This is a genomic window from Mycolicibacterium sp. XJ879 (genome assembly GCF_053483935.1).
Window position 1 is genome coordinate 54,506 of sequence record NZ_JBEFTH010000008.1, and the last position, 23,395, is coordinate 77,900.

A 23,395-nucleotide genomic window follows, 5' to 3' on the forward strand; every position below is an offset into this window, starting at 1 on the left:
CCATTGCGTACCCAGGTGAGCGCTCGCGACAGATGTTCGCTAGCCGACTTTGATGATGCCGTGCGCGCCGCGTTCGGCGTCGACCATCGCGTGGGTGACGAACGGGTAGTGCCCCGGCTCGTCGAAGCTCAGCTCGACGAAACCGCCTTGGGCCGCGGACAATCCGAGGCTCTGCGCGCCGCCGGGGCCCGGCCGCAGCCGGTAGTCGCCTTCTGCCCACACGGTGTCGAACTGGCCGCCGACGACGTGAAAGGAGCTGCCGCGATTGGGTCCGGCGGCCAATACCCAGATCCGTACCCGTTCGCCGACGTTCGCGGTCAGCGGCGCATGGTCGTACTGGTTGGCATAACCGTTGAACACCACCAGATCCGGGGTGTCGGCGGCGACCTTCGCGGCGTCGACCTCACCGCCGGGCGAGCCGAGGTAGAACTCCGACTGCACCATCAGGTATTCGCGGTCGACCGGCGCCAAATCCGGCGGGTCGATGACCACCGCGCCGAACATGCCGTTGGCGATGTGCACCGACATCGGCATCGTCGCACAGTGATACAGCCACACGCCGGCGCGCGGCGCGGTGAACCGGTAGACCAGCCGTTCGCCCGGTTGGATCGTGCGCATCGGGCCGTCGGGGGCCAGCGCCCCGGCGTGAAAGTCGATCGAGTGTCCGATGGTGCCGTCGTTGACGAGGGTGATCTCGAAGACGTCGCCGACCTTGCCGCGCAGCGTCGGGCCCGGTGCCGAGCCGCCGAATGTCCACAGCCGCTGGGTGATTCCCGGTGACACCTCCTGCTCGGTCTCGGTGACGGACAACGTGACGCGGTGGTCGGGGGTCGCGGCGGCCAGCACCGGGTCGTGCGGGGCGAAACCGGCGCCGGGGTGCGCGGTGAGACTGCGCGCGATGTCGTCGGCGCCGATCGATGCGACGCCGCCGTCATCGTGGTGGCCGGGGTGCGCCTCGGCGCCGACCGCGCGCACCACCAGCGACATTCCCATCTGACGGTGCCCGGCCACCGAACACCAGCCGTCGACGTCGGCGCCGATCACGCCGGCGTCGAGCACGGCGCTCTCCCCCGGCGCGAGGCGGCCGGTGCGGGTGCCGTTGGCCAGCACCAGATCGTGGCGGTCAGCGCCGGTGTTGACCAGCGTGACCACCAGCCGGTTGCCCGCGGGCACGTCGATGGTGTCGGGCACGTAGCGCATGCCCTCGACGTGCACCTCGACCTCGGTGGTCTGCCCGGTGGCGGTCACCGACGCCTGGGGCCCGCTGGCGATGCCGACCGCGGCGGGGTCGGCGGCCACCGCGGCCGCGGCCGTCAGCACCACGACGCCCACCCCCGCGGCGGCGACGCCGAGCCGGTATCGCACCGACGGCCCGGACGGCGGCGGCCCCGGCTTCGACGGCGTATCGCGGTGTTTGCGCGCTTGCCACACCGCCCGCACCAGCAGCGGCAGAAATGTGCCGTAGGCGATCAGCACCAGCACCGACGCCGCGACCCGCAGCAGGCTGGGGGTCGGCAGCACGCATAGCAGCAGCGCGGAGTTGGCGACCGCCAGCCGCCACGGCGCGCCGCGTTCCAGTTCGGTGGTCGCGGCGATCGCGGCGGCACGCCCGCCCACCACGATCGTCGTCAGATACGACAGCGCACCGAGCAGCACCTGGACCAGAAAGCCCGCGAGCACCACCACGGTGAGCGGGCCGGCCCGGTCCAGCACCGCGGGCCAGGTGGGTGCGGTCGCGAACGCGACGACGGCATAGCTCAGCGAGCCCAGCAGCCACACCACACCGGAAAGCACCGACAGCGTCGCAAAGCTGCTCGGCCGCTTGCGGCGCACCTCGTCGAGGTGGGGCCAGAGCACATATGCGGTCGCGGCGAGGTAACCCAGGGCGCCGGCGGCGGTGAACGCCGGTGAGCCCGCCAGCGCTCCCGACACCACCGCGGCCAACCCGGCGACCAGCGCGGGCAATCCGCGCCGGGCGGCCACCTCGACGCCGTCGGCCATCCGGGTGCGCAGCATCGTCGGCCACAACGTCACCAGCGTGCCCAGCACCGTCAACCCGACGAACCCGAACAGGTTCACCGCCGCGTGGGCGATGATGAACCGATCATGCAGCGCGCCAGGCAATGTCGCGTTGGCCATCGCCACGCCGAGGCCGGCGCCGACCGAAAGCAGCGCTGCCGCAGCGATGTAGTAGCGCACGGTATCGCCGAAGCGGGACGGCAGTGCGCAGCGCAGCTGACGTAGCAAGGTCGCGGCGTGGGCCAGCGCGACGGCAGCGACCGCGATGCCGCCGGTCAGTACCGCGGGCCAGAAGCCGACGATCATGCCGGCGACCACCGCAACGGCGCCGATGTTGAAAACCGCCAGCGCCCAGGCCTGCCCGGCCCGCGACGGGTCCGGCGGGCGACGCAGCAGCGCATCGGCGAAGTGGCGGCTCCAGATCAGGATCGCGTTGCCCGCCGCGCCGAGGCCGAGCAGATGCACCAGTAGCCAGCCCGATACCGGCACCGACCGGTGCACGAGCGCTATGCCGACAAGTGCTGCCAGCCAAGCGAATACGATCGACCCGACCCGAAGATGCCATCTACCGCGGTTCATGCCGGCACCGCGATCCGTCGGCGCGCCGCCGAACGCACGGCTACCGCGGCGAAGGCGAGCATCGCCACGATGTTGAGCACGCCGCCGACCTGCACCGCCCACTCGACACCGCGCACGTCGCCGGTCACCACCCGCAGCAGCAGCGAGGCGTGCAGCAGCGCGACCGGGCCGTACATCATCGGGGTGTACGGCAGCGGGCGCCGCAGCACCGCGGGCAGGATGACCGGTGCGTGCGCCATGATCATCGACAGCACGAAACCGAGCATCACCGCGTGCACGATCGCGTCGTAGCCGCCGCCGAAGTTCACCGGCCCGACCAGCAGCCACACCGAGCCGGGCACCAGCAACCACGCGTACCCGGCCAGCAGGCACACCGCCGTATAGCGCGTCAACCCGGTCGTGTGGACGGTGCGCCTGGCGACGTCGAACCGGAAGAGCCACAGCGCAATGGCCAGCACCGCTGCACCCAGCAGCGTGAAACCGACTGTCGGCCAGAGCAGTTGGGCGAGCGCACCGAAGACCAGCGCGGCCGCTGCCGTGCCGAGCAGCAGTTCCGCGTTGGTGCCCTGCATCGCCACCCGCGCCAGCTCGAGGCGTTCCCCGGCGATGGTCAGGATCAGGAATCCGGCCAGCCAGCCCAGCAGATCCGGGGTCGGCAGCCCGGCCGCCCACAGCAGCGCCGCTCCGGTCGCCAACACCGCGCCGGCGGCCTGCACCAGCACCGCGGCGTCCCAACTGCGCCGCCACAGCGGTACGTACACCGCCACCAGCAGCGCGGCGCCGGCCAGCAGCGTGACATCGGCGAGGTGACACGGCGCCGGGCTGACGAGCAGCACGCCGCCCAGCCCGAGCAGCGCCGGCGCGGCGTAGCACCACCGCCGTCCCGCCGCGACGGCGCGTTCGACCGCGATCAAGGTCCCGACGAAGCCGAGCACCAGCACGATGCCGTGCACCTCGGCCAGCCGGACCGTTTCGACGGGCGCGGGCAGCCCGAGGCGCAACAGCGCGGCGTCCAAACCGGCCAACAGCGCAACGGCTGCCGGCACCATCCAGACCGACCGAAGGGGAATTCGCTTCTCAGCCATGCTTTTTCACCACCGGATCGGGGAGGAACAGCCGGCAGGCACCGGGTTCGGCGAACGGAATCAGGTCCAGGCCCGGTCCGGTCGGTGCGCCGATGCTCTGCAGCAGTCCCTCGACGATGCCGAGGTGGACCTGGCAGACCACGCTCGGATAGCGGCGTGCGGCATCGAGCAGCGGGCAGCGGCGCAGGGCCACCCCGTTTCCGGAGCCGTCGTCGTCGGGGGCGAAGCCCAGCCGTGTCAGCGCATCGAGCACGGCCTGCTGTTGGTCGCCGTCGGCGCGGGCGGTCCCCTCGACCAGCTCGCGTCCCCACTCGACACCGGCAGCGCGGGCGTCACGCTCCGGGTCGGCGCTGGTGCGGGCCAGATGCCCGGCCAGCGCAGTGGCCAGGCCCGCGTAGTCGCGGGCGGCCAGGGCGGGGTCGGCGGCGGACGGCCGATACAGCGCGGCCGGCCGCCCGCGTCCGACGGCGGGTTCGGTGGCGCGTTCGACGAGATCGAGGTCGACGAGCGCGTCGAGGTGTTCGCGGACGGTGTTCTGGTGCAGCCCCAACGCGGCGGCCGCGTCGGTGGTCCGCACCGGGGCGTGTGTGCGCACGTGCTCGAGCACCCGCAGTCGCTGTCCGGACAGGGGCACGTGACCGGCCGCCGGCGGAGTCGGTGGAGGACCGAGATGCGGCGCACTATTTACCACGGAAATTATTGTAGTAAATTGCTGGGTGTCGGACCAGCCCAGCGGAAAGGAAGTCACCATGACCATCAACGAGGTGCTCGTCGCCACTACATCTGCCGATGCGGAGGCGGCCGAAACGGTCAAGAACCATCACGCCGAGCTGGCCGGACACCTGCAGGCGCTCACCGACGCGATGCTGGCGGCGGCCGAGCGCGGCAGCGACTTCGAGGCCGCGCGGTCGGCCGCAGCACAGTTCCTGACCGGCGAGCTGCTGCCGCACGCCGCCGCGGAGGAGGACCGGCTGTATCCGGCCGCCGCTCGCACCGAGCGGGCCCGGCCGTTGATCGAGTCGATGATCGCCGTGCACCGCATCCTGGCCGGCCTGGTGGACACGATCTGCACCGAGTCGTCACCGATGCGCGCCGCCGCGGCGGCGCACGCGCTGCGGGTGATGTTCGACGCGCACCTGGTCGACGAGAACGACCGGATCCTGCCGATCGTGGCCGCCGACCCCGACGTCTCGCTCGCCGATGCTCTGGGTGGGATGCACGAGTTGCTCGGCGACCACCACGGCGGCGGGGGGCACACGTGCGGCTGTGCGCACGACGCCGAGGAGCCGGTGCTCGACGTGCGCGAGGTCCCGCACGCGATCCGGCATGCGACGGTCTTCGGCGCGTTCGACGCGGTTCCGGCGGGCGCCAGCCTGGTGCTGGTCGCCCCGCACGATCCGGTGCCGCTGCTGCGCCAGCTCTACGACCGGACGTCGGGGCGGGTCGCGGTGGATTACCTCGAACGCGGACCCGACGCGTGGCGGCTGCGGCTCGCGCGACTCTGAGGAGCTTTGGCGTCGCGGGTGTTATGTTCGGCGCGTGACCGGCATTCCACGTGGCCCCGAAGATGTAACGCCTGACTGGCTCGGCACGGCGCTCGGCGTCGACGTGCGCGCCGTCGACATCGAGCCGATCGGTACCGGGCAGACCGGCGCCACCTACCGGGCGACGGTCACGTACGCGACGGCGCAGACCGCGCTGCCCGGGTCGTTCGCGATCAAGCTGCCCGCCCAGGACGACGCGGTCCGGGAGCGGGTGGCACTCGGCTACCGCTCCGAGGTGGAGTTCTACACCGACGTCGCCGAGAAGGTGGCCATCCCGGTCCCGGGCTGCTTCTACAGCGACATCACCGAGGACGGAACGGATTTCGTGCTGATCCTCGCCGATATGGCGCCGGCGGTACAGGGTGATCAGATCGCCGGATGCAGCGAGCAGGAGGCCGCGCTGGCGGTCGAGGCGCTCGCCGGCCTGCACGCGCCGACGTGGTGTGATCCGGCCTGGACGCAGCTGGCGGGCATCGCGATGCCCAAACCCGGCGATGAAGCGGCAGCCGGCGGCATGGGTGAGGTGTGCAAGATGGCCGCCGAGATCACCATCGACAAACTCGGCGACTCGATGAGCGCCGAGGACCGCGAAACCCTTTCCGCCGCAATGGACGTCGTGACCCCGTGGCTGTTGACCGAACCGCAGCGGTTCGCGGTGATGCACGGTGACTACCGGCTCGACAACATGCTGTTCGACCCCGACCGCAAGCGCATCAGCGTGGTGGACTGGCAGACCGTCGGCGTCGGCCTGCCCGCCCGCGACCTCGCGTACTTCACCGCCACCAGCCTGCTCCCCGAGACCCGGTCGGCCATCGAGAAGGACCTGGTGCGCCTCTACCACGAGGCGCTGACCGGTCACGGTGTCACTGACTACGACCTCGACACCTGTTGGCGCGACTACCAGTTGGGCGCGGTCCAGGCGCCGGTGCTCACCGCGCTGGGCTATGCGTTCGCCTCGTCGACCGAACGCGGTGACGAGATGATCCTGACCATGCTGAGCAGGGGCTGTCAGGCGATCCGCGACCTCGGCACGCTCGAGCTGATCACATCGTCGACCTGACCCACGCGACCGCGTCGTCGACGGTGCTCACGGTCATCACCCCGGCGGGCAGCGGCGGTCGGTCCACCACCACCACCGGGATGCTCAGCGCGTCCGCCGCATCGAGTTTGGGCCTGGTCATCGACCCGCCGCTGTTCTTTGTGACCAGCGCGTCGATGCGGTGCTCGCGCAACAGCGCCAGCTCGTCGTCGTAGCGGTAAGGGCCTCGCGACAGCACCACCTGGTGGCGACGCGGAAGGTCCACCGGCTCGGGCGGGGTGACGGCGCGGATCAGAAACCACGCGTCGACGCCGGCGAACGCGGCGATGCCGGACCGCCCGGTCGTCAGGAACACCCGCGAGTACCCGTTCTCAGCAACGGTTTTCGCCGCTTCGGTATCGGAGCTGACCAGGATCGCGTCACCGGGCGGCCAGGCGGGCCGGGACAGCAGCAGATGCGGGATCTCGAGTGCGGCGCACACCTCGGCGGCGTGCGCGGTCATGGTCGCGGCGTACGGGTGGGTGGCGTCGACGACGGCGTCGACGGGGTTGTCGCCCAGCCAGCGTCGCAGCCCATCCACCCCGCCGAACCCGCCGATCCGCACCTGACCCACCGGCAGCGCGGGGTCGGGCACCCGACCGGCCAACGAGCTGATCACCTCGACGTCGGGGTGCAGCTGTGCGGCCAGCGCGCGGGCCTCCGATGTGCCGCCCAGCAACAGGATTCGCATCAGTGCCGCTCTCCGCGCACCCGGTGCGCCGAGTACAGGTAGCTGTCGGCGAAACCCTCGGCGCTGAGCACGTCACCGACGACGATGACCGCGGTGCGGGTGATGCCCGCAGCCGTGGTCTTTTCGGCCAGTTCGGCCAGCGTGCACCGGACCACCCGCTCCTGCGGCCAGGATGCGAACGCGACGACCGCACAGGGTGTTTCGGGTCGATATCCGCCTGCCAGCAGCTCCGGCACGATCGAGTCGATCTGCGCGGCCGCCAAATGCAGCACCAACGTCGCACCCGACTGCGACAGCGTGCGCAGGTCCTCACCGGGCGGCATCGCCGTCGACAGCGTCGCCACCCGGGTCAACGTGATCGTCTGCGCGACACCGGGAACCGTCAACTCGCGACCGAGCGCAGCGGCCGCCGCAGCGAATGCGGGCACGCCGGGCACGATCTCGTAGCCGATGCCCAGCGCGTCGAGGCGACGACACTGTTCGGCCAGCGCACTGTAGATCGACGGGTCACCCGAGTGCAGCCGCGCCACATCCAGACCCGCGGTATCGGCGTCGGCGATCTCGGTGACGATCTGATCCAGCGTCAACGGGCCGGTGTCGACCACCCGGGCCTCGGGAGGGCACAGCGCCAGCAGGTCGTCGGGCATGATCGAACCGGCGTACAGGCAGACCGGGCATCGGTTCAGCAGCCGCTGCCCCCGCACCGTGATCAGATCGGCGGCGCCCGGACCCGCGCCGATGAAGTAGACGGTCATCGCTTGGTCACCGACCACTGCGTGACCGGAAATGCAGGCCGCCATCCGGTGAACCCGCCCAGCGGTTCTCCGGAGTAGTGCTGGTAGCGGCTCAGCTCACCGCCTAGCCGCGAATACCATTGAGCAACAACGGATTCTGATTCGGTGGTGACGGCGTTGACGACCAGCCGGCCGTCACCGGGCAGCCGGTCGAAGCACTCCTGCAACAGCCCGGGGCGGGTCAGCCCGCCGCCGATGAAGATGACGTCGGGCACCGTGGCGTCGTCGAAGGCCTGCGGCGCGTCGCCGCGGACGTCGACGTTGACCCCGAACGCCGTCGCGTTCTCGGCGATCCGGCTACGGCGCTGCTCGTCGCGTTCGAATGCCACTGCCCGGCAACCGATTCCGCTGCGGCACCATTCGATCGCAATGCTGCCGGAGCCGGCGCCGACATCCCACAGCAGCTCCCCCGGCCGTGGCGCCAACGCGGCCATCGTGACTGCGCGCATGGGTTGTTTGGTGATCTGGCCGTCGTTGGCGTAGGCGGTATCGGGCAGGATGCCGAATTGCCGCTCGTCGGGTAGATAGCGCACGGCCATCACGTTGAGGTCGTCGACGTCGCGCGGCGGGTCGGCGGCCCATTTTCGCGCCGTCTCCGAGCGGCGCCGCTCGGCCGGGCCGCCGAGTTGTTCGAGCACCGTGAACTCGGAGTCGCCGCGGCCGGTGGCGGTGAGCAATTGGGCCAGGGCCGCGGGGCTGCCGGCGTCGCGCGACAGCACGACGGCGGTGCCACCGCGGCGCACCGCGGTATGCGGTTCGGCCGTGACCAGGCTGACGACCTCGGTGTCGTGCACCGGCCAGCCGAGCCGGGCGCACGCCAGCGTCACCGACGACACGTGCGGCAGCACGGTGACACGGTGTGCACCGTGCAATCGGACCAGCGAGCTGCCGACCCCGTGCAGCAGCGGGTCGCCGCTGGCCACCACGTGCACGTCGCCGTCGGCGCCGACGCGCAGCGCGCGTAGGGCGGGCAGCATCGGCGACGGCCACTCGCGCCGCTCCGCTGTCACGGTGTCGTCGAGCAGGTCGAGCTGCCGGGGTGACCCGTAAACGACGGTGCTCCTTGCTAATTCGGCTCGTGCAGCCGGTGCCAGCCCGGCCATACCGTCCGCGCCGATGCCGACGACGATGATGCTCATGGCCGTCCGTTCTTCGCGCAAGCGCTCATCACCGCGGCAACCTCCGCCACACGAACTGCGGAAGCAACCGCATGCCGGCGAACACCGGCCGCAGTATTCCGGGCACCCACACGGTGCGGCGGCCCTTGGCCAGTGCGCGCGCGGTCGCGTCGGCGACCTGGGCCGGCGTGCTGGCGAACGGCGCGGGCGCCATCCCCTCGGTCATGCGCCCGATCACGAACCCCGGCCGCACGGTCAGCAGCCGCACCCCCGAACCGTGCAGCGCGTCGGACAGACCGCTGCAGAAGCCGTCGAGGCCGGCCTTGGCCGAGCCGTACACATAGTTGGCGCGACGCACCCGCACGCCCGCCACCGACGAGAACGCGACGATGGCCCCCGATCCGGCCGCGCGCATGGTCGCGGCGAGCACGGTCAGCAGGCTGACCTGAGCGACGAAGTCGGTGTGCACGATCGCCACGGCGTGCGCCGGATCCTGCTCGGCGTGGGTTTGGTCGCCGAGAATCCCGAACGCCAACACCGCGGTGCCGATCGGCCCGTGCTCGGCGACGATCGACTCCACCAGCGGCCCGTGTGAGGTGAGGTCGTCGGCGTCGAACTCGCGGACCGCGACGGTGGCGGCACCCGCAGCGCGCACTGCGGCCACCTGCTGGTCGAGGTCGTCGGCGCGGCGCGCCGCGAGCAGCACCCTGGCCCCGGGCGCCAGCCGGGTCGCCAACTCCAGCCCGATTTCGCTGCGCCCGCCGAAAACCACCACCAACGCCGCAGGGGTGTCGGCCGTGTCCTTCATGGCTGGGATTATCCACTGCGCTAAGTTGGGCCGTGATGGCCCAATCAAGTCGCAAGGCAACCACCAAGCTCAACAGCGATGCCTTGGCGTTTCTGTCCGAGCGGCATCTGGCGATGCTGACGACGCTGCGCGGCGACAACTCCCCGCACGTGGTGGCCGTGGGTTTCACCTTCGACCCGACCACCCACATCGCGCGCGTCATCACCAGCGGCGGCTCCCAGAAGGCCGTCAACGCCGAGAACCAGGGCGTGGCCGTGCTCAGCCAGGTCGACGGTGCGCGGTGGCTGTCGCTGGAGGGTAAGGCCACCGTCAACACCGACGCCGAGGCCGTCCGCGACGCCGAACTGCGGTATGCGCAGCGCTACCGCACCCCGCGGGTCAACCCCAAGCGCGTGGTGATCGAGGTCCGCGTAGAGCGGGTGCTTGGCTCCTCGAGCCTGCTGGACCGCGGCGAGGTTTGAGCCCGGGTTAGCTGCCCGGCACCACAAGCAGGTCATGCGGGCGGTTGTTGACCGGCTCGGCGCCATCGGCGGTGACGATGACGATGTCCTCGATCCGCGCGCCCCACTGGCCGGGGAAGTAGATGCCGGGTTCGACGGAGAACGCCATACCCTCCTCGAGCGGTAGGTCGTTGCCCGCGACGATGTAGGGCTCCTCGTGCACCGACAGCCCGATGCCGTGGCCGGTGCGGTGCACGAACGCCTCGGCCAACCCCTCGGCGGCCAGCGCATCGCGCGCGACGGCGTCGATCTGCTCGGCGGTCACGCCGGGACGCACCGCCTCGACGGCGGCGCGTTGCGCCCGCTGTAGCACCGCGTAGCGCCGCGCGATCGCAGGGCTGGGTTCGCCGATGCTGTAGGTGCGCGTGCAGTCGGAGTTGTACCCGGGTTCATAAGGGCCGCCGATGTCGACGACGACGACGTCGCCGGCGCGCAGTTCGCGGTCCGAGCATTCGTGGTGCGGGTCGGCGCCGTGCGGCCCCGAGCCCACGATGATGAACGCCACCTCCGAATGTCCTTCGGCGACAATGGCATCGGCGATATCGGCGGCGACGTCGGCCTCGGTGCGGCCGGGTTTTAGGAAGTCGGGCACCCTGGCGTGAACCCGGTCGATCGCCGCGCCCGCCCTGCGCAGGACGTCGATCTCCGCGACGTCCTTGATCATCCGCAGCCGGCGCAGCACGTCGGTCGCCAGCACCGGCGTCGCGCCGAGCACGTCGGCCAGCGGCAGCAGGTGCAGCGCGGGCATCGAGTCGGTGACGGCGATTTCGAGGGTGCGGCCGCCCAGCACATCGCCCATCACGTTGGCCACCATCCGGTACGGATCGTCGCCGTCGACCCAGTCGTGCACCGGCAGGCCGAGTTCGGGCACCGCCGAGGCCTTGAGCGCGGCCAACTCCAGGCGCGGCACCACGACCGTCGGCTCCCCGTCTGCGGGCAGCACCAGCGCGGTCAGCCGCTCGAAGGTCTGCGCACGCGACCCGATCAGGTAGCGCAGGTCGTAGCCCGGGCTGATCACCAAGCCGGCGAGCCCGGCTTCGGCGGCGGCGGTGGCGGCGGACTGCAGCCGTCGGGCATACACGTCGGCGCTGAAACGACTGGCGGTCATGGCTTTCAGGCTAGTGCGCCCCTGGCAGGATGACAGCCATGCCCGCACCCCTGTTGCTGCTCGACGGCGCCAGCATGTGGTTTCGCTCGTACTTCGGCGTGCCGTCCTCGATCACCGCGCCCGACGGGCGGCCCGTCAACGCGGTGCGCGGATTCGTCGATGCCGTCGCGACCGTCATCACCCGTGAGCGCCCCGAGCGGTTGGTGGTGTGCCGCGACGACGACTGGCGCCCGCAGTGGCGCGTCGACCTGATCCCGTCGTACAAGGCGCACCGCGTGGAGGAACCCCAGCCCAAAGGGGTGCCCGACATCGAGGAAGTGCCCGACGATCTGACGCCGCAGGTCGACATGATCTCCGAACTCCTCGACGCGTTCGGCATCGCGACCGCGGGCGCCGCGCAGCACGAAGCCGACGACGTGCTGGGCACCCTGGCGTATCGGGAACGACGCAGCCCTGTGGTGGTGGTCAGCGGCGACCGGGACCTGCTGCAGCTGGTGACCGACGATCCGGTATCCGTGCGGGTGCTCTACATCGGGCGCGGGCTGGCCAAGGCGACGTTGTTCGGGCCCAAGGAGGTCGCCGAGACCTACGGGGTGCCCGTGCACCGCGCCGGGCCGGCCTACGCCGAGCTCGCGTTACTGCGCGGCGACCCGTCGGACGGGCTACCGGGTGTTCCTGGGGTCGGCGAGAAGACGGCGACCACGCTGCTGGCCCAGCACGGGTCGCTGGAGGCCATCATGGCCGCCGCGCACGACCCGAAATCGAAGATGTCCAAGGCGTTTCGGACCAAGCTGCTGGGCGCCACCGACTACATCGAGGCGGCGGGGCCGGTGGTGCGGGTGGCCACCGACTGCGACGTCGACTTCTCGACGCCCGACGACACGTTGCCGCTGGCCGCCAAGCATCCCCGTAAGGTCGCCGACTTGGCCCAAGCTTACGGGGTCACCTCGTCGATCGGCCGACTGCAGAAGGCGCTCGACGGTCTGCCTGCGCGCTGATGGCCGCTACTTGGGGCGGCCGACCTCATAAGTGCCGCTGTCGTCCTGGAACGTCACGGTGACCTGACGTTTGGTGCCGTCGATGCTGACCTCGCAGTCGAAGGTGCCGCCCTTCTCGACGACGGGGTTCTGGCCGTCGTTGCACTTGACGTCCTTGACGTTCTTGGCGCCGTAGCCGTTGGCCTCGTCGGTGAGGATCTGCTGCACACCGCTTTGGGCCGCGTCGATGTCGAGCTTGGTGGTCACGAAGAAGCCGGGCGTCCAGAACCCGAGCACCAGCACCACCGCGATGATGACCGCGGCCAGCACGCCGACGACGCCGCCGATCACCTTCAGCGAACGCTTGGAACCCTCTTCACCGCCGGGCTGGCCGTACTGACCCGGCTGCTGACCGTACTGGCCGGGTTGGCCGTAGGGCTGACCGTACTGGCCGGGCTGGCCGTACTGGCCGGGTTGGCCATAGGGCTGGCCGTACTGGCCGGGTTGACCGTACTGCCCTGGCGGATAGCCCTGCTGCCCGTACTGCTCGGTCGGCGGGTACTGCTGCGGAGGCTGGTAGGCGGGCTGCTGGTACTGCGGATACTGCTGCGCCTGCTGGGGATCGTAGGCGGGCGGCTGCCAGGCAGGCTGCTGCTGCTCGCCGGTGGGCTGCTGCCACTGCTGGTTCGCCTGATCGGTCGACGGCGCATCGCTCGATGGCTGGTCCGTCGGCTGTTCCGGCTGCTGGCCGGGCCACGGCTGCGTCGGATCAGATCCCTGCGGTCCGCTCATCTCACTCCTTCACCCGCGGCCGCGCCGCGGTTCGGTTCCCGTTCTGCGCACACACTACCTCGCGTCAACTGCCACGACGCCGCGTCGAATATCGCTGACGGCGCGTTTTGCCGACGCGCGCAGCGCCGGGCTCGGGGCGGCGTTGCGCACCTGGTCGAGCAGGTCGAGCACCTGGCGGCACCAGCGCACGAAGTCACCGGCCGATAGCGGCGACCCCGATCCGGTGGCGTCGCTGGCCGCCAGCGCAGTGGGCAGATCTCCGGTGGTGGCCCAGCGATAGATCGCGGCGACGAATCCCGGGTCGGGCTCGCGGCTGTGCGCGATGCGGTGGCGCTGCTCGTCGGTGCGCAACTCGGCCCACAGCCTGATGGTCTGGTTCAAGGCCCGGCGCAGCCGGCCCGTCGGCACCTCGACGTTCTCGGGTGAACCGGGCGTGTCACCGCGCGACTCGAAGAGCACCGCCGACAGCACCGCTGCCAGCTCGGCGGGCTCCAGCCCCGCCCAAATGCCGCTGCGCAGCGATTCGGCGACCAGCAGGTCGCTTTCGCTGTAGATGCGGGCCAGCAGCCGGCCGTCGTCGGTGACCGTCGGGTCCTCCCCCGCGGCGATGTAGCCGCGTTCGGTGAGCAGCACCACGATCCGGTCGAATGTGCGCCCCAGCGAGTTGGTCGCCGCGGCCACCTTCTGCCGGATCTGCTCGTTGTCGCGCTCGATGCGCAGGTACCGCTCGGCCAGCCGGGCCTTCTCCTCGCGATCGGGCAGCTGATGGGCGGAATGCCGGCGCAGCCGCTCCCGCAGTGACGCCAGCTCGGGGTCGACGTCGCGATCTTTGACCGGCCCCCGACGTTTCCCCCTCGCCGACGGCACATCCAGCTCGGCCGCGGTCGAACGCAGCGCCGACGCCAGATCGCGTCGCACCCGCGGGCTGCGGTGTTCGACGCGCTTGGGCAGCGACATCGACCCCAACGGGTCGGAACCCGAATAGTCGGCCGACGAGATCCGCCCTGCCCACTTGTGCTCGGACAGCACCAGCGGACGCGGATCGTCCTTGTCGCGTGCCGGGTCGAGCACCACCGCCAGCCCGCCGCGGCGTCCGTGGCTGATGTCGATGATGTCGCCGCGGCGCAGCGCGGCCAGCGCATCGTTGACCGCCTGGCGGCGCTGCAAGCGCGACGCGCGTGACTGCGCCTTCTCCCGGTTCGAGATGTCCTGGCGCAGCCGCACATACTCCAGGACCGGCGCGTCGTGGCCGCCGTCGAGTTCGGCGGCGATCTCGTCGAGCATCCGCTCACCGCGCTCGATGCCGCGACGTAGACCGACCACCGACCGGTCCGCCTGGTACTGCGCGAACGAACTCTCCAAGAGTTGGTGCGCCTGCGCAGGGCTCATGTGCTGCACCAGGTTGATGGTCATGTTGTAGGACGGCGCGAACGAACTGCGCAGCGGGAAGGTGCGGGTGGAGGCCAGCCCGGCCACTTCGGCGGGATCAGAGGTGACGTCGTTGGGGTGCCACAACACCACCGCGTGGCCCTCCACGTCGATACCGCGGCGCCCCGCACGGCCCGTCAACTGGGTGTATTCCCCCGGCGTCAACGGCATGTGTTGCTCACCGTTGAACTTCACCAGCCGCTCCAGGACCACCGTGCGTGCCGGCATATTGATCCCCAAAGCCAGTGTCTCCGTGGCGAATACGGCCTTCACCAGGCCCGCGGTGAACAGCTCCTCCACGGTGTGGCGAAACACCGGCAGCATCCCGGCGTGGTGGGCGGCCAGCCCGCGCAGCAGGCCCTCGCGAAACTCGTGGTAGTCCAACACGATCAGATCCGATTCGGGCAGATCGCCGCAACGGCGGTCAACCACCTCGGCGATGGCCTTGCGCTCCTGCTCGGTGGTGAGCCGAAGCGACGAGCGCAGACACTGCTTGACCGCCGCGTCGCACCCCGCCCGCGAGAAGATGAAGGTGATGGCGGGCAGCAGCCCTTCGCGGTCCAGCATGCTGATCACGTCGGGCCGCGACGGCGGCCGGTACATGGTGGGCCTGCCGCGGTGGCTGCTCCTGCCGCGACCGCGTGGCTGCCAGTCCGACAGCCGATCGGCTTCGCGGCGATGGGCGATGTGGCGCAACAGTTCCGGGTCGACCACCAACTCGCGTTTGGACTTCTCCGATTTGGTGTTGCGGTAGTCGAACAGGTCGAACAGCCGCTTGCCAACCAGAACGTGCTGCCACAGCGGCACAGGGCGGTGCTCGTCGACGACCACCGCGGTGTCCCCGCGCACGGTCTGCATCCACCCGCCGAACTCCTCGGCGTTGCTCACCGTGGCCGACAAGCTCACCAGCAGCACCTCGTCGGGCAGGTGCAGGATCACCTCCTCCCACACCGCACCGCGCATCCGGTCGGCCAGGAAATGCACTTCGTCCATCACGACGTAGGAAAGTCCGTGCAGCGTAGGCGAGTTCGCATAGAGCATGTTGCGAAGCACTTCGGTGGTCATCACCACCACGTCGGCGTCGCCGTTGATCGACTGATCACCGGTGAGCAGGCCGATGTTCTGCGGCCCGTACCGGCGCACCAGATCGTTGTGTTTCTGGTTGCTCAACGCCTTGATCGGCGTGGTGTAGAAGCACTTTCCGCCCGACGCCAGCGCCAGGTGCACCGCGAACTCACCCACCACGGTCTTTCCTGCGCCGGTCGGGGCGCACACCAGCACGCCGTGTCCGTTCTCCAGGGACTGGCAGGCATCCCGCTGGAAGTCGTCGAGCGCAAACGGCAGTTGCTTGGCGAACTCGGCCAGTTGCCCGCTAAGTTGCATCGTCATCGACCACGGGCCGCGCCGGCGTCGGCACGGCCGACGACGTATCGATCGATTCGGGGCTGCCGATGGGCGCCGCTTGGTCGTCGGGCACCTCGTCGACCGCGGCGCGGCGCGCCTTGCGCTTGTCGTTGAACCGGGCGACCTGGATCGCGACCTCGAGCAGCGCGGTCAACGCCAGCGCCAGCGCCAGCATCGAGAACGGGTCCGAGCCCGGGGTGAAGATCGCGGCGAACACGAACAGCGCGAAGATCAGGCCCCGCCGCCACGCCTTGAGCCGCTCGTAGGTGAGCACGCCGACCAGGTTGAGCATGATGATCAGCAGCGGGAACTCGAAGCTGAACCCGAACACCAGCAGCAGGTTGATCAAGAACCCGAAGTACTGGTCGCCCGAGAGGGCGGTCACCTGCACGTCGGCGCCGACCGTCAGCAGAAAACCCAACGCCGTGGACAGCACCACGTAGGCCAGCACCGCGCCCGCGACGAACAACGCGGCGCCCACGACCACGAACGCGATCGCGAACCGGCGCTCCTTGCGGTACAGGCCCGGGGTGATGAACGCCCACAGCTGGTACAGCCACACCGGGCAGGCCAGCACGATGCCGGCGGTCAGGCCCACCTTCAAGCGCAGCATGAACTGGTCGAACGGCGACGTCGCAAGCAGTCGGCAGCCACCGTCGGCGGTGATGTCGGCACGCGACGACGCGGGCAATTCACAGTAGGGTCCACGCAGCCAGTCGCCCAGGCTGGGCAGCCCGAAGACGCCGTGGCTGTACCAGAGGAAACCGAGGATTGTGGTCACGACGATCGCGGCCGCGGCGATCAGCAACCGGTTACGCAGCTCCTGCAGATGTTCGACCAGCGACATGGTGCCGTCCGGGTTGGCCCGGGAACGACGCTGACGAGGATCGAGTTTCTTGAGGATCGCTGGGGGCTGCACGGCAGGCCTATCGACGCGGCGTCATGCCGCGGTCGGCTTCGTCGGCGACGGTCAGGCTGAACGTTTGTCCGACGGCTGCCCGGAGGGCGGCGTCGTATCGTCGACGCGTTCCGAGGCGATCGGTGTGGCCTGCTGCGTCGTCGTGTCGTCCTGCTTGGAGTCGGACTGCATCTCCTTGATCTCGGACTTGAAGATCCGCATGGACTTTCCGAGCGAACGCGCTGCGTCCGGGAGCTTCTTGGCACCGAAGAGCAGCACGAACACGGCGATGACGATCACCCAGTGCCAGGGTTGCAAACTACCCAATTTGGTTACCTCCAGAACGTCGTGGCCAGTCTACCGTCCCGCGGCGTCCGCGTCGTAGGCCCGCAGCGCCGCGGCGGCCGTTTTCTGGACCTGACGCGCCAGCGACTCCGGCGCCAGCACCCGCACCGCCGACCCGAAACCGAGCACGAAGCGCGCCATCCAGTCCTCGGCCGCGTAGGTCATCGCGGCCTCGACGGCGCCGTCGGGCAGCTCGCGGATCTCGCGCAGCGGGTAATAGTCGAACATCCAGGCCGCGGAGCGGTCGATGAGTAGAAGTGCGGAGGGCAGGGAAGGATCAGCCGGGTCGGCGTCGAATAGCGAGGTGTCGGGTTCGGCCGCCACGGCCGGCGGCGGCGGGTCCGACGGCTCATCGAGCACCTGCGCGTCGACGATGCGGTCGAACCGAAACAGCCGCACCCCCTCGGCCGACCGGCACCACGCCTCCAGGTAGCTGTGGTCGCCGACCAGCACCACCCGGATCGGGTCGACGGTGCGTTCGGACAACATGTCATGCGACGCCGAGTAGTACTCGAGGGTCACCGCCCTGCCGTCGCGCACCGCCTCGCGTACCGATGCGGCCGCCTCGCTCTCGATCGGGGCGCGCTCATCGACCGCGGCCACCGATGCCCCGGTGTCCTGGCCCAGCGCGCCGGCAGCCGACTCGATCTTGGCGATCGCGCTGCGCGCGGCTTCCGGATCGACCATGCCGGGCACGTCGGCCAGCGCGCGCAGCGCCACCAGCACACCAGTGGCCTCCGGCGACGTCAGCCGCAGCGGATGGTCGATACCGGCTGAGAAGGTGACTTCGATTGTGTCACCGGAGAACTCGAAGTCGATGAGGTCACCGGGCCCGTAGCCGGGCAGCCCGCACATCCACAGCTGGTTGATGTCGTCGCGCAGTTGTTTGACGCTGACCCCGAGGTCGGTTGCCGCTTCGGCATAGGTGATCCGTGGGTTGGCCTGAAAGTACGGGACCATGTTGAGCAGCCGCACCAGCCGCGCCGAGACGCCCGTCACGCCGTGACCCCCTCGGGTCGGTGCGCCTGTGCGCGCAGCCGGGCCACCACGTCGTCGCGCAGCGCCTGCGGCTCGAGTGCCACCGCGTCGGGACCGTAGCTGGCGACTTCGCGGGCCAGCCGGTCCAGCATGCCGATGTCCACGCTGATCTCCTCACCGGCGCGGCCGTCGAGCCGGCGTGGGCCGATGACGGTCGCCCGGCGGCGCAGGGCGGTGGCCCTGCCCTCGGCGACCCACACCCGCGCCTCACCGGTGCTCGGCCACTCCCCGACCGCGCGGTCGACGATCCCGCGCAGGTTCACACCCTCCGGGCGGGAAACCGCCCCGGCCGGCCCGATCGGGGTGACGTCGGCGCCGATGCGGGACAGCCGGAAGGTGCGCGTCGCGTTGCGGTCGCGGTCGTGACCGACCAGGTACCAGCGGCCCTTGTCGGTCAGCACGCCCCACGGTTCGACGGTGCGGGTGGTGTAGGGATCGCTGCGCGAGGGTCGGTGCGGAAACTGCACCGCCCGGCCGGCGTCGATGGCCGACAACAGGATTCCCAGCACGTCTTCCGAGCCACGCAGGCCCGGCAACGCGGCCGTCGACGTGATCGAGACGGCGGCGTCGACGGCGTCGATGTCGACGCCGGCGGCCCGCAGTTTGAGCAGTGCACCCTGGGTGGCGGTGATCAGCTCGGGTGACTCCCACAGTTGGGTGGCGACGGCGACGGTGGCGGCTTCGTCGGCGGTCAGCTCGACGGCGGGCAACGCGTAGGCCTCGCGGTTGATGCGGTAGCCCTCGGTCGGGTCGAACTGCGACACCCGGCCGGTCTCCAACGGGATGCCGAGGTCGCGCAGCTCGTTCTTGTCCCGCTCGAACATCCGGGAGAACGCCTCGTCGCTGGGGCTGTCGGCGTAGCCGAACACGGTCTCGCGGATCCGTTCGGCGGTGATGTAGGTGTTGGTGGACAGCAACGCGATGACCAGGTTCATCAGCCGTTCGACTTTGGAGATCGCCACTTGGCTCAGCCTAGCGTGGTCGGCCCACCGCGAGCGCTCACCCTGGTACGGGATTTCGCGCCAGAACCGTACGTGGTTGAGCGCTCACGCGGCCAACGTCCGCGTGAGCTGGGCGCGGATGCGGCGGACCATCGCATGGGGGTGCCTTCGCACATCGTCGCTGACAATGGACATCATCCCCCACCCGATCTCTTCGAGGGCAGCCCTCTTCTGGCGGTCCTTCCGTAGCGATTCTCGCGAGCTGTGGTAATCGAATCCGTCGAACTCGACGGCGACCCTGCGATCCGGCCAGGCAAAGTCGACCCGCCACAACCGGCCGTCTCTGTCGACGATCTCGTATTGCAGAACAGGTTCGGGTAGTCCGCCGTCGAGCATGACGAGGCGGGCCTCGCTTTCCATTGGCGACTCGGCCCCGGGCCGGGCCAACGGAATGAGCTCTCGAACCCCGACGATGCCGCGTCGGCCGGCCTGTGCCTTCGCCGCTGCCAGCAGATCGCCGCGATTGCACGTCTGGCTGCGCAAGGCGGCATCGAGCGTTGCCAATGCACGCGGTCGACCCAGGCCCCGCGCGACCTCGACCGCCGTCCAGCTCGGCGTGGTGAGCGGGCGACCCCGGCAGCTGGTGAGGGGCGCGCCCTGCCGCCGATGCACTTTGAGGCTGTCGTGGTCCCGCAGCAGGTGGCCCTCGGCATTAAGCACATGCAGGTCGGTGACGTCTTCGGTGTCGAAGCCGAAGAGCGCTGCGGCCGTGCCCAAACACACCGCGACCGGTGTGCCGCAGCGGAGGTCCAACCCGCGTAGCCGTGTAAAGGTGTCGGGGGTGCCAAAGCTGTAGACGTTCGGAAACATCTTGACGAGTTCGGCGCTACGGAGCCGACGCTGCATATCGCGTCGGCTCAAATGAGCCAGAATCTGAGCCGAGGTGGCGACTCCACCCTGCGCGGCAAAGATGGCGCGGAGCTCTGGCGGCATGCGGGAATTGTTGGCCGCAACTGCGCCCGACCGCCAATAGACCCTGTGGATAACCGTCGAGCGCTCAGCCTTGTACGGATTTTCGCCGCGAAACCGTACAACAGTGAGCGCTCACGGACCGCTAGACGGTCGGTCACATGCTGGCGATCAGCCGCTTGACCCGTTCGTCGACCGAGCGGAACGGATCCTTGCACAACACCGTGCGCTGCGCCTGGTCGTTGAGCTTGAGGTGCACCCAGTCGACGGTGAAGTCGCGGCCGGCTTCCTGAGCGGCGCTGATGAACTCACCGCGCAGCTTGGCGCGGGTCGTCTGCGGCGGTGTGGTGACCGCGGCTTCGATCTCCTCGTCGGTGGTGATGCGCGCTGCCAGCCCCTTGCGCTGCAGCAGGTCGAACACCCCGCGCCCGCGCTTGATGTCGTGGTAGGCCAGGTCGAGTTGGCTGATCTTCGGGTCGGACAGCTCCATGCTGTAGCGGTCCTGGTAGCGCTGAAACAGCTTGCGCTTGATCACCCAGTCGATCTCGGTGTCGACCTTGGCGAAGTCCTGGCTCTCGACTGCGTCGAGTTGGCGCCCCCACAGATCGACCACCTGCTGGATCTGCGTGTCGGGTTCGCGGTTCTGCAGGTACTCGACGGCGCGCGCGTAGTACTCGCGCTGGATGTCCAGCGCGCTGGCTTGCCTGCCGCCGGCCAGCCGCACCGGGCGGCGGCCGGTCAGATCGTGGCTGACCTCGCGGATGGCGCGGATCGGGTTGTCCAGCGAGAAGTCACGGAACGCGACACCTGCCTCGATCATCTCCAGCACCAACGACGCCGTGCCCACCTTGAGCATGGTGGTGGCCTCGGACATGTTGGAGTCGCCGACGATGACGTGCAGCCTGCGGTACTTCTCGGCGTCGGCGTGCGGTTCGTCGCGGGTGTTGATGATCGGCCTGCTGCGGGTGGTGGCAGACGACACGCCCTCCCAGATGTGCTCGGCGCGTTGGGACAGGCAGAAGGTCGCGGCCTTGGGCGTCTGTAGCACCTTGCCCGCGCCGCAGATCAGCTGGCGGGTGACCAGAAACGGCAGCAGCACATCGGAGATCCGGGAGAACTCGCCCGCACGCACGATCAGGTAGTTCTCGTGGCAGCCGTAGGAGTTGCCCGCCGAGTCGGTGTTGTTCTTGAACAGGTAGATATCGCCGCCGATGCCTTCGTCGGCGAGGCGTTGCTCGGCGTCGATCAGCAGGTCTTCCAGCACCCGCTCGCCTGCGCGGTCATGGGTGACCAACTGCGTCAGGCTGTCGCATTCTGCGGTGGCGTACTCGGGGTGGCTGCCGACGTCGAGGTACAGGCGCGCACCGTTGCGGAGGAACACGTTGGAGCTGCGGCCCCACGACACCACCCGCCGAAAGAGATAGCGCGCGACCTCATCGGGACTGAGCCGCCGATGGCCGTGGAACGTGCAGGTGACACCGAATTCGGTCTCGATGCCCATGATTCGTCGCTGCACCTCATCGAGACTACTGGTTGCCGGGCGGCGATGGTGTGCAAGCCGCGCCGATGCCGGCCCCGCCCCTGTGGATAACCGCAGCGCAGCCGCCCGCGGCTGTGCTTGCATGAGGCGTGGGCGAAGGGACGCGTCCGACCGTGTCGCAGGCCGAGCAGTGGCGACCTGATGACCTGCGCGAGTTCGCCGACCACCTGTGCGCCGCGGCGGCCGACGTCAACGACCGCGTCGAGGCCACCGTGCGCGGCGTGCTCGCCAGCGCGGACTTCTGGACCGGCGCGGCCGCCGAAGCCGCACGGCGCGAGGCGCTCTCGATCGGCGAGGAGTCCGACGCGGTCGCGCGGGCCGCGGTGCGCGCGGCTGTCGCGGCCTCCGACGGCGCGCAGCAGATCGCCGCCGCCCGCGAGGTGGTGCTGGCGCGCGTCGCCGACGCCACCTCCGAGGGGTTCACCGTCGGCGACGACGGCTCGGTGTCAGTGGGTGCGGATCCGACGTCGCTGCTGGTGGCGCTCTCCGGCGGCGACGACGGCGTCGCACGCGGCATGCTGGCGGTGCGCGCCGACGCGCTGAGCGCCCAGATCGTCGAGGCGCTCGACCGGTTGGCCGCCGCCGACGCCGACGCCGCCGACGATATCGCCGACGCCCTCGCGCTACCGGTGGCCGCCGCGCCCTCGACAGTGCCGGCCGGGGCATGGCCCGTGCATGCCGGCGACGTGGTGGCGGGCTGGCCGGCGCTGAGCCAGGACCGCATCGCCGAGCAGATCACGGCGATGACGCCCGAGCAGCGGCAGCGGCTGATCGTTGAGTTTCCGCACCAGGTAGGCAACACCGACGGAGTGCCCTGGGCGATGCGGGTCGAGGCCAATCGCACCAACATCGCGCAGGCGATCCTGGACGAAGAGGATCCCGACCGGCTGGCCGTCTACCGCGACCTGCTCTCCGAGGTCGACGACCCCGCGGGCAGCGGGGGCCGTATCGACCGGCAGATCCTTGCGTTTGACCCCGCCCGCGCGTCGCTGGTGGAGTTGCACGGCGACGTGTCGAGGGCCACCAGCGTGGCGGTGCTGGTGCCCGGGCTCAACACCACGATTGCGGGGTCTGCCGCCGTCAACGACACCGCCCGTCGGTTCGTCTCGGCGACCCGGGGCGAGGCCGCCGCGATCAGCTATCTGGGCGGCCCGTTTCCGCGCGGTGACAATCCGGCCACCGCGCTGGTCTCGGCGGCCGACCCCCGCTACGCCCTGCAGATGGCGCCGCGGCTGGTCGCGTTCAGCGAGGACGTCGACCGCACCGTCGGCACCGCAGCCGCGCCGGAACAACCGGTACCGGTGACATTCATCGGCCACTCCTACGGCGGTTCGATCCTCGGCACGGCCGAGGCGCTGGGCCTGACCGCCGATCGCACGCTGTATGTGGCGGCCGCCGGGGCCGGCGTCGGTGTCGACGATCCGGGTGACTGGCACAATCGCAACCCCCATGTGCTGCGCTTCTCGATGACCGCGCCCGGCGACTACATCCAGGCCGTGCAGGGTATCCCCGGCGGCCCACACGGCGCCGACCCCGACGAGATGCCCGGCGTAATCCCATTGGCCACAGGCCATTACGACGACGGCCGGCTGATGGCCGGGCCGTGGGCGCATTCCGATGTGCTCAACCGTCAGTCGGACGCGTGGCGCAACATCCTCGCGGTGATCACCGGGGACCGGGCCGCGATCCAACTGCCGGGTTGACTTCCCTCGGTGAGCAGACGCGAAATCGCACTTGAG

21 protein-coding genes are annotated in these 23,395 nt (G+C 69.9%); 5 read left to right on the forward strand and 16 right to left on the reverse strand.

What is annotated here, in order from left to right:
- Positions 1-39 precede the first annotated feature (39 nt).
- From ABQF13_RS18035 to ABQF13_RS18045, 3 genes are read right to left on the reverse strand one after another with little or no spacing between them, the layout of a single operon-like run.
- Positions 40-2,598: a multicopper oxidase domain-containing protein gene (locus tag ABQF13_RS18035; protein ID WP_448394147.1), complete on the reverse strand. Its 2,559-nt coding sequence runs from the start codon at positions 2,596-2,598 to the stop codon at positions 40-42.
- Positions 2,595-3,683 carry a DUF8744 domain-containing protein gene (locus ABQF13_RS18040; protein WP_448394148.1) on the reverse strand — a complete coding sequence of 363 codons (1,089 nt, stop codon included), beginning with the start codon at positions 3,681-3,683 and terminating at the stop codon, positions 2,595-2,597. The genes ABQF13_RS18035 and ABQF13_RS18040 overlap by 4 nt, the downstream gene beginning before the upstream one ends.
- On the reverse strand, positions 3,676-4,374 hold the full coding sequence (locus tag ABQF13_RS18045) for a helix-turn-helix transcriptional regulator (RefSeq protein WP_448394149.1): 699 nt from the start codon (positions 4,372-4,374) through the stop codon (positions 3,676-3,678). Before ABQF13_RS18045 ends, ABQF13_RS18040 begins: the two co-directional genes overlap by 8 nt.
- A 58-nt stretch (positions 4,375-4,432) precedes the next feature.
- Between ABQF13_RS18045 and ABQF13_RS18050 the strand changes: the two genes are divergently transcribed.
- Entirely contained in the window at positions 4,433-5,188 is a 756-nt protein-coding gene (locus tag ABQF13_RS18050; protein WP_448394150.1) for a DUF2249 domain-containing protein, read from the forward strand.
- A gap of 34 nt (positions 5,189-5,222) precedes the next feature.
- Positions 5,223-6,287, forward strand: a complete 1,065-nt coding sequence (locus tag ABQF13_RS18055) for a phosphotransferase family protein (RefSeq protein ID WP_448394151.1) — start codon at positions 5,223-5,225, stop codon at positions 6,285-6,287.
- Here the strand turns inward: ABQF13_RS18055 and ABQF13_RS18060 are convergent.
- From ABQF13_RS18060 to ABQF13_RS18075, 4 genes are read right to left on the reverse strand one after another with little or no spacing between them, the layout of a single operon-like run.
- The gene (locus tag ABQF13_RS18060; protein WP_448394152.1) at positions 6,271-6,996 is read right to left on the reverse strand and encodes a cobalt-precorrin-6A reductase; all 726 of its coding nucleotides are present in this window, start codon (positions 6,994-6,996) and stop codon (positions 6,271-6,273) included. The genes ABQF13_RS18055 and ABQF13_RS18060 overlap by 17 nt on opposite strands.
- Entirely contained in the window at positions 6,996-7,751 is a 756-nt protein-coding gene (gene cobM, locus ABQF13_RS18065; protein WP_448394153.1) for a precorrin-4 C(11)-methyltransferase, read from the reverse strand. Before cobM ends, ABQF13_RS18060 begins: the two co-directional genes overlap by 1 nt.
- Entirely contained in the window at positions 7,748-8,929 is a 1,182-nt protein-coding gene (gene cbiE / locus ABQF13_RS18070) for a precorrin-6y C5,15-methyltransferase (decarboxylating) subunit CbiE (RefSeq protein WP_448394154.1), read from the reverse strand. Before cbiE ends, cobM begins: the two co-directional genes overlap by 4 nt.
- Before the next feature lie 28 nt (positions 8,930-8,957).
- A complete protein-coding gene (locus ABQF13_RS18075; RefSeq protein ID WP_448394155.1) occupies positions 8,958-9,716 on the reverse strand; it encodes a decaprenylphospho-beta-D-erythro-pentofuranosid-2-ulose 2-reductase in 759 nt (252 codons plus the stop codon).
- A 35-nt stretch (positions 9,717-9,751) separates the two neighbouring features.
- Here ABQF13_RS18075 and ABQF13_RS18080 point away from each other — a divergent pair, with 35 nt between their 5' ends.
- Positions 9,752-10,177, forward strand: a complete 426-nt coding sequence (locus tag ABQF13_RS18080) for a F420-dependent biliverdin reductase (protein ID WP_448394156.1) — start codon at positions 9,752-9,754, stop codon at positions 10,175-10,177.
- A gap of 7 nt (positions 10,178-10,184) precedes the next feature.
- Here ABQF13_RS18080 and ABQF13_RS18085 read toward each other — a convergent pair whose 3' ends face one another.
- The gene (locus tag ABQF13_RS18085) at positions 10,185-11,324 is read right to left on the reverse strand and encodes a M24 family metallopeptidase (protein ID WP_448394157.1); all 1,140 of its coding nucleotides are present in this window, start codon (positions 11,322-11,324) and stop codon (positions 10,185-10,187) included.
- A 38-nt stretch (positions 11,325-11,362) separates the two neighbouring features.
- Between ABQF13_RS18085 and ABQF13_RS18090 the strand changes: the two genes are divergently transcribed.
- Positions 11,363-12,322, forward strand: coding sequence for a 5'-3' exonuclease (locus ABQF13_RS18090; RefSeq protein ID WP_448394158.1), 960 nt, complete (start codon positions 11,363-11,365; stop codon positions 12,320-12,322).
- 6 nt (positions 12,323-12,328) lie between these two features.
- Here the strand turns inward: ABQF13_RS18090 and ABQF13_RS18095 are convergent, their stop codons facing one another.
- The 8 genes from ABQF13_RS18095 to pafA all read right to left on the reverse strand — a co-directional run bounded on the left by ABQF13_RS18095 (position 12,329) and on the right by pafA (position 21,632).
- Positions 12,329-13,093, reverse strand: a complete 765-nt coding sequence (locus ABQF13_RS18095; RefSeq protein ID WP_448394159.1) for a DUF4333 domain-containing protein — start codon at positions 13,091-13,093, stop codon at positions 12,329-12,331.
- A gap of 54 nt (positions 13,094-13,147) precedes the next feature.
- Positions 13,148-15,910 carry a DEAD/DEAH box helicase gene (locus ABQF13_RS18100; protein ID WP_448394160.1) on the reverse strand — a complete coding sequence of 921 codons (2,763 nt, stop codon included), beginning with the start codon at positions 15,908-15,910 and terminating at the stop codon, positions 13,148-13,150.
- Positions 15,894-16,844 carry a twin-arginine translocase subunit TatC gene (tatC, locus tag ABQF13_RS18105; protein ID WP_448394161.1) on the reverse strand — a complete coding sequence of 317 codons (951 nt, stop codon included), beginning with the start codon at positions 16,842-16,844 and terminating at the stop codon, positions 15,894-15,896. The genes ABQF13_RS18100 and tatC overlap by 17 nt, the downstream gene beginning before the upstream one ends.
- Before the next feature lie 51 nt (positions 16,845-16,895).
- Positions 16,896-17,150, reverse strand: a complete 255-nt coding sequence (gene tatA, locus ABQF13_RS18110; RefSeq protein WP_448394162.1) for a Sec-independent protein translocase subunit TatA — start codon at positions 17,148-17,150, stop codon at positions 16,896-16,898.
- A gap of 30 nt (positions 17,151-17,180) precedes the next feature.
- A complete protein-coding gene (locus ABQF13_RS18115; RefSeq protein WP_448394163.1) occupies positions 17,181-18,167 on the reverse strand; it encodes a helix-turn-helix transcriptional regulator in 987 nt (328 codons plus the stop codon).
- Positions 18,164-19,168 carry a helix-turn-helix transcriptional regulator gene (locus ABQF13_RS18120; protein ID WP_448394164.1) on the reverse strand — a complete coding sequence of 335 codons (1,005 nt, stop codon included), beginning with the start codon at positions 19,166-19,168 and terminating at the stop codon, positions 18,164-18,166. Before ABQF13_RS18120 ends, ABQF13_RS18115 begins: the two co-directional genes overlap by 4 nt.
- Positions 19,169-19,252: 84 nt before the next feature.
- Positions 19,253-20,140, reverse strand: a complete 888-nt coding sequence (locus tag ABQF13_RS18125) for an endonuclease domain-containing protein (RefSeq protein WP_448394165.1) — start codon at positions 20,138-20,140, stop codon at positions 19,253-19,255.
- A gap of 133 nt (positions 20,141-20,273) precedes the next feature.
- Positions 20,274-21,632 (reverse strand): Pup--protein ligase, encoded by a 1,359-nt coding sequence (gene pafA / locus ABQF13_RS18130; RefSeq protein WP_448394166.1) that lies wholly within the window; start codon positions 21,630-21,632, stop codon positions 20,274-20,276.
- Positions 21,633-21,745: 113 nt separating this feature from the next.
- Here pafA and ABQF13_RS18135 point away from each other — a divergent pair, with 113 nt between their 5' ends.
- Positions 21,746-23,359 carry an alpha/beta hydrolase gene (locus tag ABQF13_RS18135; RefSeq protein ID WP_448394167.1) on the forward strand — a complete coding sequence of 538 codons (1,614 nt, stop codon included), beginning with the start codon at positions 21,746-21,748 and terminating at the stop codon, positions 23,357-23,359.
- Positions 23,360-23,395 lie beyond the last annotated feature (36 nt).